Origin of the sequence: Streptomyces albidoflavus (assembly GCF_000719955.1) — a bacterium.
Lineage (GTDB): Bacteria > Actinomycetota > Actinomycetes > Streptomycetales > Streptomycetaceae > Streptomyces > Streptomyces albidoflavus.
Window position 1 is genome coordinate 52,204 of the sequence record NZ_JOII01000007.1, and the last position, 14,351, is coordinate 66,554.

10 protein-coding genes are annotated in these 14,351 nt (G+C 72.3%); 5 read left to right on the forward strand and 5 right to left on the reverse strand.

All coding sequences use genetic code 11. The features are described 5' to 3' along the window. Positions 1-12 precede the first annotated feature (12 nt). The 4 genes from IF45_RS0110130 to chvE all read right to left on the reverse strand — a co-directional run bounded on the left by IF45_RS0110130 (position 13) and on the right by chvE (position 5,443). A complete protein-coding gene (locus tag IF45_RS0110130) occupies positions 13-1,332 on the reverse strand; it encodes an LmeA family phospholipid-binding protein (RefSeq protein WP_030306879.1) in 1,320 nt (439 codons plus the stop codon). A gap of 129 nt (positions 1,333-1,461) precedes the next feature. Further along, positions 1,462-2,700, reverse strand: coding sequence for a multiple monosaccharide ABC transporter permease (gene mmsB, locus IF45_RS0110135; protein ID WP_010644975.1), 1,239 nt, complete (start codon positions 2,698-2,700; stop codon positions 1,462-1,464). Next, a complete protein-coding gene (gene mmsA / locus IF45_RS0110140; protein ID WP_030306881.1) occupies positions 2,697-4,331 on the reverse strand; it encodes a multiple monosaccharide ABC transporter ATP-binding protein in 1,635 nt (544 codons plus the stop codon). The genes mmsB and mmsA overlap by 4 nt, the downstream gene beginning before the upstream one ends. Then, positions 4,328-5,443: a multiple monosaccharide ABC transporter substrate-binding protein gene (chvE, locus tag IF45_RS0110145; RefSeq protein ID WP_003949057.1), complete on the reverse strand. Its 1,116-nt coding sequence runs from the start codon at positions 5,441-5,443 to the stop codon at positions 4,328-4,330. Before chvE ends, mmsA begins: the two co-directional genes overlap by 4 nt. Positions 5,444-5,632: 189 nt before the next feature. Here chvE and IF45_RS0110150 point away from each other — a divergent pair, with 189 nt between their 5' ends. The 4 genes from IF45_RS0110150 to araD all read left to right on the forward strand — a co-directional run bounded on the left by IF45_RS0110150 (position 5,633) and on the right by araD (position 11,339). Then, positions 5,633-6,676: a LacI family DNA-binding transcriptional regulator gene (locus IF45_RS0110150; RefSeq protein ID WP_008405060.1), complete on the forward strand. Its 1,044-nt coding sequence runs from the start codon at positions 5,633-5,635 to the stop codon at positions 6,674-6,676. Between the two features lie 664 nt (positions 6,677-7,340). Continuing rightward, on the forward strand, positions 7,341-9,065 hold the full coding sequence (gene araB / locus IF45_RS0110155) for a ribulokinase (RefSeq protein ID WP_030306883.1): 1,725 nt from the start codon (positions 7,341-7,343) through the stop codon (positions 9,063-9,065). Positions 9,066-9,111: 46 nt separating this feature from the next. Further along, positions 9,112-10,623, forward strand: coding sequence for an L-arabinose isomerase (araA, locus tag IF45_RS0110160; RefSeq protein WP_008405064.1), 1,512 nt, complete (start codon positions 9,112-9,114; stop codon positions 10,621-10,623). After that, positions 10,620-11,339 carry an L-ribulose-5-phosphate 4-epimerase AraD gene (gene araD, locus IF45_RS0110165; protein ID WP_003949062.1) on the forward strand — a complete coding sequence of 240 codons (720 nt, stop codon included), beginning with the start codon at positions 10,620-10,622 and terminating at the stop codon, positions 11,337-11,339. Before araA ends, araD begins: the two co-directional genes overlap by 4 nt. Before the next feature lie 74 nt (positions 11,340-11,413). On the opposite strand, the gene IF45_RS0110170 is transcribed toward araD, so the two are convergent. Then, entirely contained in the window at positions 11,414-13,243 is a 1,830-nt protein-coding gene (locus IF45_RS0110170; protein ID WP_030306886.1) for a bifunctional metallophosphatase/5'-nucleotidase, read from the reverse strand. 175 nt (positions 13,244-13,418) lie between these two features. Here IF45_RS0110170 and mshD point away from each other — a divergent pair, with 175 nt between their 5' ends. Continuing rightward, positions 13,419-14,342 (forward strand): mycothiol synthase, encoded by a 924-nt coding sequence (gene mshD / locus IF45_RS0110175; RefSeq protein ID WP_008405070.1) that lies wholly within the window; start codon positions 13,419-13,421, stop codon positions 14,340-14,342. The last annotated feature ends 9 nt before the right edge of the window (positions 14,343-14,351 follow it).

The following is a 14,351-nucleotide window of genomic DNA, read 5'->3' on the forward strand; positions in this document are numbered from 1 at the left end:
CCCCGCTGCCGCCTACTTGCCGAAGCTGACCCCCGTCCCCTCCAGCCGCACCAGGATGCCGTCCGGTTCCACCCGTACGTCGCGCAGGCGTACGTCGCCCTCGCCCGGGAGTTCGGGGAGGGTGAAGCCGAGGGTGAGGCGGTCGGCGAGCTGGGGGCGGGTGAGGCCGGTGAGGGCGTCGAGGAGGTTCGGGTCGATGCCGAGGCGGCGGAGGACGTCGGGGTGGGCGGCGGCGAGGTCGACCAGGTTGACGGCGAGGAGGTCGTCGACGACGGCCGGGGTGCCGAGGAGGTCGGCGAGCTTGCGGTCGTTGTCGAGGGCGGCGCGGATCTGGGAGTCGGGGACGCCGAGCGCGTGGACGATGGCCGGGACCGAGAGCAGGGCCTTGGCCTTGGTGGTCTCGTCCGTCAGCTTCTTCAGGCTGCTCGGGGTGAGGTGGAGGCCGTCGTTCGGCCCGGTGCCGGGGCGGAAGACGGCGAGGTCGCCGATGTCCAGGCGCATGCCGGTGACCTCGGTGGAGACGCCCCGGTCGCCGTCGCGGCGGATCAACGCGTCGGCGCGCAGGGCGAGTTCGTGGCCGGCCACGGGCAGGGTGCCGCGGGCGAGGACGCGGTCGGTGCCCTTGCCGGTGAAGGTGACCTGGGAGGCGCCGAGTTCGCGGCCGAGGTCGTCGAAGGAGAGCCGGACCTCGCCGTCGACGCCGCCGATGTCGGCCCCGTCGACGCCGGTCAGGCCCTCCCCGGATATCCGCACGTCGTGGCCGGTGGCGGAGACCTCGGCGAGCGAGACGCGGCCTGCGGCGACGTCGGGGACGGTGAGGTGGACGGTGTCGAGGCGGCGGGCGGCGACCTGGGTGAGGAAGGGGAAGCCGTCGATGTCGACCTCGGGGGCGGCGGTGAGGTTCATCGAGTTCTTCAGCGACTCCTCGGCCTTGTTCTCGGCGTAGAGGACGGCCCAGCGGTCGCCGAGGGTGAGGAAGGCGGCGAGGACGAGGACGCCGACGGTGATCTTGGCGCCCCGGCTCAGGTGTCCCAGGGCCCGCCGGAAGGGGCCGCGTCCGCGCGGGCGGCGGCGCCTCGACGGGGCGGGCGGGGGCGGCTCGTAGGCCGGGGTTTCGCCGGTCTCGAAGGTGTCGAAGGCGTCCGGGTCCTTCTGGAGGAAGGTGTCGACGGCCCGGTCGTCGAGCCCGGCGAGCTGCTCGTACGGGTTGTCCCACTCGGGGTTGGAGTCGTACGGGCCGTAGCGCGGGGCGGGGGTGGCGGGCGCGTCGGTGGGGGCCGGGGCCTCGGGTGAACGGTCGGTGTCCTGGGTCATGCGGTGGGGGGAACGCATCGCGTCATCCCACCACGCACCCCGCCACCACCCGCAACTTCGGCTCCCGGTACCCCGGCGAATGCGAGGTATTCCACACGGCCCCCGGCACGCGGGGGTACCGCGTGCCGGGGTACGGGACCGGTGGCGTCAGCCGCCCGCGCGGCGCTTGTTCCAGACGTCGAAGCCGACGGCGGCGAGCAGCACCAGGCCCTTGATCACCTGCTGCCAGTCGGTGCCGACGCCGACGAGGTTCATGCCGTTGTTGAGGACGCCGAGGACCAGGCCGCCGATGATGGCGCCGAGGACCGTGCCGACGCCGCCGCTCATCGAGGCGCCGCCGATGAACGCGGCGGCGATCGCCTCCAGTTCGAAGTTGATGCCGGCCTTGGGCGAGGCGGCGTTGAACCGGGCGGCGAAGACCAGCCCCGCGAGGGCGGCGAGGACGCCCATGTTGAGGAAGACCGCGAAGGTGACCCGCTTGTCCTTGACGCCGGAGAGCTTGGCGGCGCCGAGGTTGCCGCCGATCGCGTAGACGTGGCGTCCGGCGACCGCGTTGCGCATCACGTAGCCGAAGCCGACGAGGAGGGCGGCGAGGATCAGCAGGACGACCGGGGCGCCCTTGTAGCTGGCGAGCAGCAGGGTGGCGACGAGGATGACCGCGACCAGGGCGGCCAGCTTCAGCGCGAAGAGGGTCGGCGGGACCTCCTGGAGGGAGAACTCCCGCTGCCGGCGCCGGTCGCGGACCTCCTGGAGGATCACGAAGACGATCAGCACGAGGCCGAGCAGGAGCGTGAGGTTGTGGTAGTTGGTGGCCGGGCCGACCTCGGGCAGGAAGCCGTTGGCCACCTTCTGCAGCCCGGAGGGGAACGGACCCATGGTCTGCCCGTCCAGGAAGATCTCCGTCAGCCCCCGGAAGAGCAGCATCCCGGCGAGCGTCACGATGAACGACGGGATGCCGATGTACGCGATGAAGAAACCTTGCAGCGCCCCGGCGGCGGCGCCCATCAGCAGCGTGAGGGCGACCGCGACGGGCCACGGGATCTGCTGCTGCACCATGAGCACGGCGGCGACCGCGCCGACCAGCGCCGTCAGGGAGCCCACCGACAGGTCGATGTGGCCCGCGATGATGACGATCATCATCCCGATGGCGAGGATCAGGATGTAGCTGTTCTGGAGGACCAGGTTGGAGACGTTGCGCGGCAGCAGGAGGTCGCCGCCGGTCCAGATCTGGAAGAGGACGACGATCAGTCCGAGCGCGAAGAGCATCCCGTACTGGCGGGAGTTCTGCCGGACCGCGTCCAGCAGCATCGTGCCGAGCCCGCGCCCCTTCTCGCGTCCCGGGGCGCCCGCCGGCGCCTCGGGCTTGGTGGTCACTTCGCTGCTCATGGGTGGTGCCCTTCACTGGGGTCGGTGCCGGCGGCGGACGGGACGCGCGTCATGTGGCGCATGAGGACTTCCTGGGAGGCGTCGGCGCGGGCCACCTCGCCGGTGAGCCGGCCGGCGGCCATGGTGTACACCCGGTCGCACATGCCGAGGAGTTCGGGCAGCTCGGAGGAGATCATCAGGATCGCCTTGCCCTCGGCGGCGAGCCGGTCGATCACGCCGTAGATCTCGAACTTGGCGCCGACGTCGACGCCGCGCGTCGGCTCGTCCAGGATCAGCACGTCGGGCCCGGCCAGCACCCACTTGCTCAGTACGATCTTCTGCTGGTTGCCGCCGGAGAGCCGGCCGACCGGCTCCAGGACGTCGGGGGTCTTGATGTTCATGACCCGCCGGTACTCCTCGGCGACCTGCCGCTCCCGGTGGGCGTCGACGATGCCGCCCCGGGCGAGGCCGGGCAGCGAGGAGAGCGAGATGTTGCGGGCCACGGTGTCCCCGAGGTCGAGCCCGTACCGCTTGCGGTCCTCGGTGACGTACGCGAGGCCGCGGGCGACCGCCTCCGGGACGGTGCGGGTCCGGATCTCGTGGCCGTCCTTGTGCACGGTGCCGCGCTCGTACCGCCCGTAGCTGCGGCCGAAGACGCTCATCGCCAGTTCGGTGCGGCCCGCGCCCATCAGCCCGGCGAGGCCCACGATCTCGCCCCGGCGGACGGTGAGCGAGACGCCGTCCACGACCCGCCGGTGGTGGTCGACGGGGTGGCGGACGGTCCAGTCGCGGATCTCCAGCGCCGGTTCGCTGTCGCGCGGCCCCTCGTAGGGGGTGCGTTCGGGGAAGCGGCTGCCGAGGTCGCGGCCGACCATGCCGCGGATGACGCGCTCCTCGGTGGTCTCCGGCGCGTGCACGTCGAGGGTCTCCACGGAGCGGCCGTCACGCAGCACGGTGACCGAGTCGGCGACCTCGGAGATCTCGTTGAGCTTGTGCGAGATGATGATCGAGGTGATGCCCTGCTCCTGCAACTCCTTCATCAGCCGCAGGAGTTGAGCGCTGTCCTCGTCGTTGAGGGCCGCTGTCGGCTCGTCCAGGATGAGCAGCTTCACGTCCTTGGCCAGCGCCTTGGCGATCTCCACCAACTGCTGCTTGCCGACACCGATGTCACTGACCCGGGTCCGGGGGTGCTCGTCCAGGCCGACGCGGCGCAGCAGCCGGGCGGCGCCGCTGAGCGCCTGGTCCCAGTCGATGACGCCGCGCCGGGAGGGCTCGTTGCCGAGGAAGATGTTCTCGGCGATCGACAGGTGCGGGACGAGCGCCAGCTCCTGGTGGATGATGACGATCCCGCGCCGCTCGCTGGCCCGGATGTCCTTGAACCGGCACTCCTCGCCGTCGAAGAGCACCTGCCCCTCGTAACTCCCGTGCGGGTGCACGCCGGAGAGGACCTTCATCAGCGTCGACTTGCCGGCGCCGTTCTCCCCGCACAGGGCGTGGATCTCCCCGCGCCGGACGGAGAGGGTGACGTCGGCCAGCGCCGTGACACCGGTGAAGCGCTTCACGATGGAGCGCATCTCCAGGACGGTGCCGGAGCCGCCCTCGGGGACGGCCCCGGGGGTGGGCCCGGGGCCGTCCGCCGGCTCCGGGCTCATCCCAGGTCCTTGGCGTCGAGGAAGCCCGAGTCGACCAGCATCTCCTGGTAGTTGGACTTGTCGACGCTGACCGGCTCCAGCAGGTGCGCGGGGACGACCTTCTCGCCGTTGTCGTACGTCTTGTCGTCGTTGATCTCCGGCTCGTCCCCGCCGAGCACCGCGTCGACCATCTCGGCGGCCACCTTGGCGAGTTCGCGGAAGTCCTTGTAGACGGTCTGGGTCTGCTCGCCCGCGACGATCGACTTCACCGACGAGACTTCGGCGTCCTGCCCGGTGACGATCGGCAGCGGCTTCGCCTTCGACCCGTAGTCGTCGGACTTGAGCGCGGAGAGGATGCCGATCGAGATGCCGTCGTACGGCGAGAGGACCGCGTCCACCCGCTCCCTGGAGTACGCCGAGGTCAGCAGGTCGTCCATCCGCTTCTGGGCGGTACCGCCGTCCCAGCGCAGCGTGGTCACCTGGTTGAGCTTGGTCTGCTTGGAGCGGACCACCAGCTGCTTCTTGTCCAGGTACGGCTTGAGGACCTCCATCGCGCCGTTGAAGAAGAACCGGGTGTTGTTGTCGTCGTTCGACCCCGCGAACAGCTCGATGTTGTAGGGGCCCTTGTCCTTCCCGCCGTCCTTGTCCAGGCCCAGCTTCTCCACCAGGTACTCGCCCTGGAGCCGGCCGACCTTCTCGTTGTCGAAGGAGGCGTAGTAGTCGACGTGCGGGGAGCCGAGGATCAGCCGGTCGTAGGAGATGACGGGGATGTCGGCGTCGGCGGCCTGCTGGAGGACGTTGGAGAGAGCCTCGCCGTTGATGGCCGCGATGACCAGGGCGTCCACACCCTGCGTGATCATGTTCTCGATCTGCGCGACCTGCTGGTCCGGGTCGTCCTCGCCGTACTGGAGCGTGGTGTCGTAGCCCGCCTTCTCCAGGATCTTCGTCATGTTCCGGCCGTCGGCTATCCAGCGCTCGGACGACTTGGTGGGCATCGCCACCCCGATGGTCTGCTTCTTCTTCCCCTTCTCCTCCTTGCTGCCGCCCGTACTGTCCTGGCCGCAGGCGGTCAGCAGGAGGGCGCAGCAGGCGGTCACCGCTGCGGCGGTCGTGGCGGCTCGGGCCTTCGTCATGTTTCTCCCTGGCAATCCCGTGGTGGGGGCGATGGGCGGGGCTGCCGGGTCGTCGTCCCTCTCCCGGCAAGGCACGATTGTTAGCGCTCACACACGGGTGATACAAGATGGGGGATACGCTTTTTCGGCATCGACACCTGACCGCGATCCCGCCGGATCGCGTGCGTCCCAGCGAGAGGGGAGGCCCGCGTGGCCCGGTCCGCGGAAGTCTCCCGGCCGCCGACGATGGCCGACGTGGCCCGTGAGGCCGGCGTCTCCCACCAGACGGTCTCCCGCGTCCTCAGCGGCCACCCGCACGTACGGCCCGCCACTCGCGCCCAGGTCACCGCCGCCGTCGACCGCCTCGGCTACCGCCGCAACCCCGCCGCCCGCGCCCTGGTCACCCGCCGCACCCGCACGCTGGGCGTCATCGCCGTCAACACCACGCTCTACGGTCCCGCCAGCACCATGGCCGGGCTCCACGAGGCCGCCCGCGACGAGGGATACCTCGTCTCGGCCGTCACCCTGCGCGGCGACGGGCGCCAGGGGCTCAAGGACGCCGTCGACCACCTCTCCTCCTGGGGCGTGGAGGGCGTCGTCGCGCTCACCCCGCAGCGGACGACCGGGCAGGCGCTGGCCCGCCTGGACGCGCCGTTCCCCGTGGTCAGCGTCGAGGGCGGCGACCAGCTCGGGCTGCCCGCCGTCTCCCTCGACCAGGAGCGGGGCGCCCGCATGGTCACCGAGCACCTGCTCGCCGCCGGGCACGCCACGGTCTGGCACGTGGCAGGGCCGGACGGCTGGTCCGAGAGCGAGGCCCGCACCGCCGGCTGGCGCGCCGTCCTGCGCGAACGCGGCATCGCCGCCCCGCCCCCGCTCCAGGGCGACTGGAGCCCCCTCTCCGGCTACCGGGCCGGCCAGGAACTCGCCGGCCACGTCCTCTCCGGCCAGGGCCCCGGCGTCACCGCCGTCTTCGTCGCCAACGACCAGATGGCCCTCGGCGTCCTCCGCGCCCTCCGCGAAGCCGGCGTCCGCACCCCGGAACGCGTAGCCGTCGCCGGCTTCGACGACATCCCCGAGGCCGAGTTCTTCCCGCCCCCACTCACCACCGTCCGCCAGGACTTCGGGTCCATCGGGCGCAGGAGCATCCGATTGCTCATCGACCACATCGAGGGGCGGGCTAGGGGGGCGGAGCATGTGCTGGTGGAGCCGCAGTTGATTGTTCGGGGGAGTACGCGGGGGGTGGCGGAGGTGTGACCTCAGGCGCCGGCCGGGCTCTTGCCCTCAGGCGCCGGGCGGGCTGGGTTCGGCGGGGGGGATGCGCTGTCTGCGGCGGGTGGCTGCGCGCGTACCTGTGTCCTCAAACGCCGGACGGGCTGGAATCGGCCGAGGTCGTACTACGTCTGTCGGCCACGGACCCACCCGTACCCGTGTCCTCAAACGCCGGACGGGCTCGAATCGGCCGAGGTCACACCACGTCCACCGGTCAGACTCCCGACGGGCCGAGCGCCCTGTCCAGCCTTGGGCAGCACCCGCGCAAGGCCAACGGATGGAGGCGGAGGGTGCCGAACACCTCGCAGCCCATCACCTGACGTGAGGCTGCTGTCGTCCAGCTCGGACACGGCTTGTCCTCTTCGGGCCGGGCCTCGGGGGGCACCACCTAGCCGGTCCGGCGTTTGAGGACACTCAGCCCGTCCGGCGCTTGAGGACACTCAAGCCCGTCCGGCGTCTGAGGACGAGCCGTGGCCGGAGGCCGAGCGATTCAGCCCGTCCGGCGCTTGAGGACACCCAGCCCGCCCGGCGCCTGAGGGCATCCCAACCCGAATCCACCCCGCACCCCCCTTGCCCCCCGCCAATGTGAGCGCTAACAATCATCCGGGTACCCAGCCGCCACCCGAGCGACATCCCGGAGGCCAGCCCCGTGAACACTCCCGCACCCCCTGTCCAGGCTGCTCAGGGCGGCCTCGGCGACCCCTGCACCGTCGGTGTCGACTTCGGCACGCTGTCCGGGCGGGCCGTGGTCGTCCGGGTGGCGGACGGGGCCGAGTTGGGGGCGGCCGTGCACGAGTACCGGCACGGGGTGATCGACCGGGCTCTGCCCGGTGGCGGGGCCGGGTTGCCGCCGGACTGGGCGCTTCAGCATCCGGAGGACTGGCGGGACGTGTTGCGGCACGCCGTTCCCGAGGCGTTGGCGGCGGCCGGGGTCGAGCCGGTCCAAGTCGTCGGCATCGGGACGGACTTCACGGCCTGCACGGTGCTCCCGGCCACCGCCGACGGCACCCCGCTCGCCCTGCTGCCCGAGTGGGCCGAACGCCCACACGCCTGGCCCAAGTTGTGGAAGCACCACGCGGCCCAGGACCAGGCCGACCGGCTCAACGCGCTGGCGCACGAGCGCGGGGAACCGTGGATCGGGCGGTACGGGGGGCGGATCTCGGCGGAGTGGCAGTACGCGAAGGCGCTCCAGGTGCTGGAGGAGGACCCGGAGGTGTACGCGGCCTGCGTGCGCTGGATCGAGGCGGCGGACTGGATCGTCTGGCAGCTGACCGGGGCCGAGTCGCGCAACGCCTGCACGGCCGGGTACAAGGGCATCCACCAGGACGGCACGTACCCCTCGCCGGAGTTCCTGGCCGGGCTGCACCCGGAGTTCGCGGACTTCCCGGCGACCCGGCTGGCCCATCCGCTCTCCGCGCTCGGCGGCCACGCGGGCGGCCTGACCGCCGAGGCCGCCGCGTGGACGGGCCTGCCCGAGGGGATCGCGGTCGCCGTCGGCAACGTCGACGCGCACGTCACCGCGCCCGCAGCCGGCGCCGTGGAGAACGGCCGGCTGCTCGCCATCATGGGCACCTCCACCTGCCACGTCCTCAGCGGCCCGGCCCTCGCCGAGGTCCCGGGGATCTGCGGCGTGGTCGACGGCGGCATCGTCGCGGACGCCTACGGCTACGAGGCCGGGCAGAGCGCCGTCGGCGACATCTTCGCCTGGTGGCTGCGGCAGGGCCTGCCCGAGGAGTACCGGGCCGAGGCGGAGGCGGCGGGCGAGGACGCGCACGCGTACCTGACCCGGCTCGCCGCCGAACAGCCGGTCGGGGCCCACGGGTTGGTCGCCCTGGACTGGATGAACGGCAACCGTTCGACCCTGGTCGACCACCACCTCTCCGGTGTCGTCGCGGGCCTGACCCTGGACACCCGTCCCGAGGACGTCTACCGCGCCCTGCTGGAGGCCACCGCGTACGGCACCCGCGTCATCGTGGAGGCGTTCGAGCAGGGCGGGGTGCCGGTCGAGGAGTTCATCGTCGCCGGCGGGCTGAAGAAGAACCCGCTGCTCATGCAGATCCACGCCGACGTGCTGCGCCGCCCCGTCTCGCTGGCCGGTTCCGACCAGGGCCCGGCACTCGGCTCCGCCATCCACGCCGCCGTCGCGGCCGGCGCCCACCCGGACGTACGGGCGGCGGCCGCCGCGATGGGCAGCGTCGAGCGGGCCGCCTACGTCCCGGACGCGGCGCGGGCCGACGCTTACGACGCGCTCTTCGCCGAGTACCGCGCCCTGCACGACCACTTCGGCACCGGCCCGGACCTCCTCCTGCACCGCCTGCGCCGCATCCGCAACACCGCCCGGACCGCCACCCGTACCACCGGCTCCCCCGCCTGAGCCCCGCCGTCCGCGTCCGCCCGCCCCGTACGAGGAGCACATCGTCATGACCCCGCCCGCACCGCCCGAGTCCGAGATCTGGTTCCTCACCGGGAGCCAGTCCCTCTACGGCGAGGAGACCCTGGCCCAGGTCACCGCGCAGTCCCGCGAGATCTGCCGGACCCTCGCCGAGCGCACCGCCCTCCCCGCCCGCCTGGTCTGGAAGCCGGTCCTCGCCGACGCCGCCGCGATCCGGCGGATCTGCCTGGACGCGGAGGCCGACGACACGTGCGCGGGCCTCATCGCCTGGATGCACACCTTCTCCCCGGCCAAGATGTGGATCTCCGGCCTGGACGCCCTGCGCAAGCCCCTGCTCCACCTGCACACCCAGGCCAACCAGGCGCTCCCCTGGGCCACCATCGACATGGACTTCATGAACCTGAACCAGGCCGCCCACGGCGACCGCGAGTTCGGGCACGTGCAGACCAGGCTCGGCGTGGCCCGTAAGACGGTCGCCGGGCACGTCGCGGACCCGGCCGTCGGGGCCCGCGTCGAGTCCTGGGCGCGGGCGGCGGCCGGGCGGGCGGAGCTGGCGACGCTGCGGCTGGCCCGGTTCGGCGACAACATGCGGGACGTCGCGGTGACCGAGGGCGACAAGGTCGAGGCCCAGCGCCGGTTCGGGGTCTCCGTCAACGCGTACGCGGTGAACGACCTGGCCGCCGCCGTCGACGGGACGGACGAGGCCACCGTGGACGCGCTGGTGGAGGAGTACGGCGACCTGTACGCCGTCGCCGACGAGCTGCGCCCCGGCGCGCCCCGCCACGACTCCCTCCGTTACGCGGCCCGGATCGAGGCGGGCCTGCGCGCCTTCCTCACCGAGGGCGGCTTCCGCGCCTTCACCACCAACTTCGAGGATCTGGGCGGGCTGCGGCAGCTGCCGGGCCTGGCCGTGCAGCGGCTGATGGCCGACGGCTACGGCTTCGGCGGCGAGGGCGACTGGAAGACCTCGGTGCTGCTGCGCACCCTGAAGGTGATGGGCGACGGACTGCCCGGCGGCACCTCCTTCATGGAGGACTACACGTACGACCTCACGCCCGGCCAGGAGGTGATCCTCGGGGCGCACATGCTGGAGGTCTGCCCCTCGCTGACCGGCTCCCGCCCCTCCTGCGAGATCCATCCGCTGAGCATCGGCGGGCGGGAGGACCCGGTCCGGCTCGTCTTCGACGCCGATCCGGGCGCCGCCGTCGTCGTCGGCCTCGCCGACCTCGGCGACCGGTTCCGGCTGGTCGCCAACGAGATCGACGTGGTCACCCCGCCCGAACCGCTGCCCGCCCTCCCGGTGGCCCGCGCGGTCTGGCGCCCCGCCCCCGACCTGCGGACCTCCACCGAGGCGTGGCTGACGGCCGGCGCCCCGCACCACACCGTGCTGACCACCGCTCTGGGGACGGAGACTCTCGACGACCTGGCCGAAATGCTCCGTACCGAGCTGGTCGTCATCGACGCCGACACCCGTATCCGCACGTTCGTCCGCGAACTGCGCTGGAACCAGGCGTACCACCGCCTGGCGCTGCCGCTGTGACCGCCGCCGCGCGGGCCGCCCTGCGCCGCGAGGTGCTGGAGGCCAACCTGCGCATCCCCGCCACCGGCCTCGCCACCCTCACCTGGGGCAACGTCAGCGGCGTCGACCGCGAGGCCGGCGTCTTCGTCATCAAGCCCTCGGGCGTGCCGTACGAGCGGCTGACCGAGGACGACCTGGTCGTGGTGGCGTTGGACGACGGCCGGGTGGTCGAAGGCACCCTGCGCCCCTCCACCGACACCGAGACGCACCGCTGCCTCTACCGAGCCTTTCCGGCCATCGGCGGCGTCACCCACACCCACTCGACCCACGCCGTCGCCTTCGCCCAGGCCCGGCGCGCGATACCGGTACTCGGCACCACCCACGCCGACACCTTCGACGGCCCGGTCCCGGTCACCGAGGTCCTCACCCCCGAACAGTGCGCCCGGGACTACGAGTTCCACACCGGCCAGGTCGTGGTCGACCTGCTCGACGGCGACGAGGCCCGCGCGGAGGCGGTCCCGGGCGCCCTCGTCGCCCACCACGGCCCGTTCACCTGGGGCGCCACGGCGACGGCCTCACTGGAACACGCGGTGATCCTGGAGGCGGTCGCCGAAATGGCCCTCCACACCCTGGCCCTGGGCCGGGTGGAGCCGCCCCAGCACCTCCTCGACCGCCATTACACGCGCAAGCACGGGCCGGGGGCGTACTACGGGAACCCGGCGCCAGGCGCGGCCTGACACGTGACCTGGCACGCGTGAGGGGCGCCCCCGGACCTGCCGGGGGCGCCCCTCGTCGCGTTGTGGGCGTGGGCCTACTTCACGATCGTGATGCGGTCCGCCTTCGGCGGGTCGAGCGGGTTGTCGGCCGAGGTGGTGGCCGTCAGGTACTCGTTGAAGGCGGCCAGGTCGTCGGCGCCGACGAGCGGGTCGGTGCCCTCGCCGAGGGCCGCGAAGCCGTCGCCGCCGCCCGCGAGGAAGGAGTTCATCGCGACGCGGTAGGAGGCGGCCGGGTCGATCGGCTCGCCGTTCAGGCGGATGGTGTCGGCGACGACGCGGTCGGCGCCGGACTTGGTGTAGTCGAGGGTGTACGTGAGCCCCTCCGACACCTGGAGGATCTTCGGGGACGCCTCGTTACCCCCGCTGACCTGCTGCTTCAGCGCGGTGACCAGCTGCTCGCCGGTGAGCGTGACGAGGTTGACGGTGTTGCTGAACGGCTGGACGGTGAACGCCTCGCCGTAGGTGACCACCCCGTCGCCCTCGCTGCCGGACGCCTTGTAGACCAGGTCGGAGCGGATGCCGCCCGGGTTCATCAGCGCGAGGACCGCCGTGTCGTCCAGGGACTTGGCGTGGGCCAGCTGGGCGTCGGCGATCACGTCACCGAGCGGCGACTCGGGCGTGGTCGCGCCCCGGCCGGGCAGGTCGCCGGAGATGTGGCCGACGGGCTGGGCGGCGATCGGCGCGGCCAGCTCGTTCCAGTCGGAGATCAGCCGGGTGATGTCCTTGGCCTTCGGCTGGGTCCGGGTGACGACGTGGTTGGCCGAGGAGACGCTGGTGCGGACGATGTCCTTGGTCTTCCGGTCGTAGGTCAGCGTCGTGTCGGTGTAGAGCTTGCCGAAGGACGAGGCCGAGGTGACCGTGCGCGGCTTGCCGGCCGGGTCCGGGATGGTGCAGACGTACGCCTCGTGGGTGTGGCCGGTGACCAGCGCGTCGACCTTCGGCGTGATGCCCTTGGCGATGTCGACGATCGGACCGGAGACGCCGTCCCCGGCACCGGAGGAGTCGCAGTCGTAGTTGTACGACTTGGAGGCCGGGGCCCCGCCCTCGTGGATCAGCGCCACGATCGACTTGACGCCCTTGCGCTCCAGCTCCCGCGCGTACTTGTTGACCGTCTCGACCTCGTCGTGGAACTTCAGCCCCTTGACGCCCTCGGCCGAGACGATGTCCGGCGTGCCCTCCAGGGTGACGCCGATGAACCCGATCTTGACGCCGTTCTTCTTCCACACCGTGTACGGCTTGAGGATCGGCTTGCCGGTCTTCTCGTCCGTGACGTTGGCGGCGAGGTAGGGGAAGTCGGCGCCCTTGAACTTGCGGCCCTTGGTGTAGCAGCCGTCCTCGGGGTGGCAGCCGCCCTTCTGGAGGCGGTTCAGCTCGGCGCGGCCCTCGTCGAACTCGTGGTTGCCGACGCCCGCGACGTCGAGCTTCATCTTGTTGAGGGCCTCGATGGTCGGCTCGTCGTGGAAGAGCCCGGAGAGCAGCGGGCTCGCGCCGACCATGTCACCGGCGGCCGCCGTGACGCTGTACGGGTTGCCCTTGCGCGCGGTGCGCAGCGAGGTCGCCAGGTACTCGGCGCCGCCCGCGTCGATCGCCTTCGTCGTCCCGTCGTGCTGGTCCTCGGTGACCTGGCCGGAGGAGCCGGCCGGGGGTTCGAGGTTGCCGTGCAGGTCGTTGAAGGAGAGCAGCTGCACGTCGACGGTGCGGCCGTGGCCGTGGCCCGGCTTGCCGTGGTCGTGGCCGCCGCCGTGGCCGGGCTTCCCGTGGGCCCCGGCCGGCATCGCGGCGACCAGCGCGCCCACGGCGGCCAGCGAGACGGTACCGGTCACCAGGCGCCAGGTCCGGCGTCTCGTGCGGGGTGTGGCTGACATGCGTCCCCCTGAGGGAGTGGTCTGGGATACGAGCCGCAGCCTAGAGTCAACGCGCGTAGCGCGACAGGGGGTTGCGGTTACGAGGAGGTTGCCGTCGTACGGCGCGCCACCCCGGGTGCCCGTTACGCCCCCGAATGCGGTGGCCCGGCGGCCCGCCCGCCGTACCCTCGGGACCATGACCAGCGACGCCGCGGCCCCCGTGCCCTCCCGCCAGATCCACACCACCGACGAGCTCACCGAGGACCAGGCCGCCACGGTCCTGACCCTGCTGGCCGACGCCGCCGCCGAGGACGGCCAGCAGGCCGTCTCCGAACAGGGCCGTCTCCAGCTGCGCGGCGGCCGCCGCGAGGGCGTACGCCACCTCCTGCTCACCGCCGACGGCCAGCTCGCCGGCTACGCCCAGCTGGAGGGCGCCGACCCCGTCGAGCCCCCCGCCGGCGAGCTGGTCGTCCATCCCGCGCACCGGGGCCGCGGCCACGGCCGGGCGCTGGGCACCGCCCTGCTGGAGGCGTCCGGCGGCTCGCTGCGGCTCTGGGCGCACGGCGGCCACCCGGCCGCCCGCCACCTGGCGACGGTGCTGGGGATGAGCCTCTTCCGCGAGCTGCGCCAGATGCGCCGCCCCCTCTCGGTCCCGCCGCTGCACGAGTCGGCGTACCCGGAGGGCGTCACCGTCCGCACCTTCGTCCCCGGCGAGGACGACGCGGCCTGGCTCGCCGTCAACGCCGCCGCCTTCGCCCACCACCCCGAGCAGGGCTCGCTGACCCAGCGCGACCTGGACGCCCGCATGGCCGAACCGTGGTTCGACCCGAAGGGCTTCTTCCTCGCCGAGCGCGACGGCGTCCTGGCCGGCTTCCACTGGACCAAGATCCACGCCGACGAGGGCCTCGGCGAGGTCTACGTCGTCGGCGTCGCCCCGAACGCCCAGGGCTCCGGCCTCGGCAAGGCCCTCACCACCACCGGCCTCGCCCACCTCGCCGCCCAGGGCCTCCCCACCGCCATGCTCTACGTCGACGCCGACAACGAGGCAGCCGTCAGCGTCTACGAGCGGCTCGGCTTCACCACGTACGAGACGGACCTGATGTACCGCACGGAGGGGTGACCTCGCAGG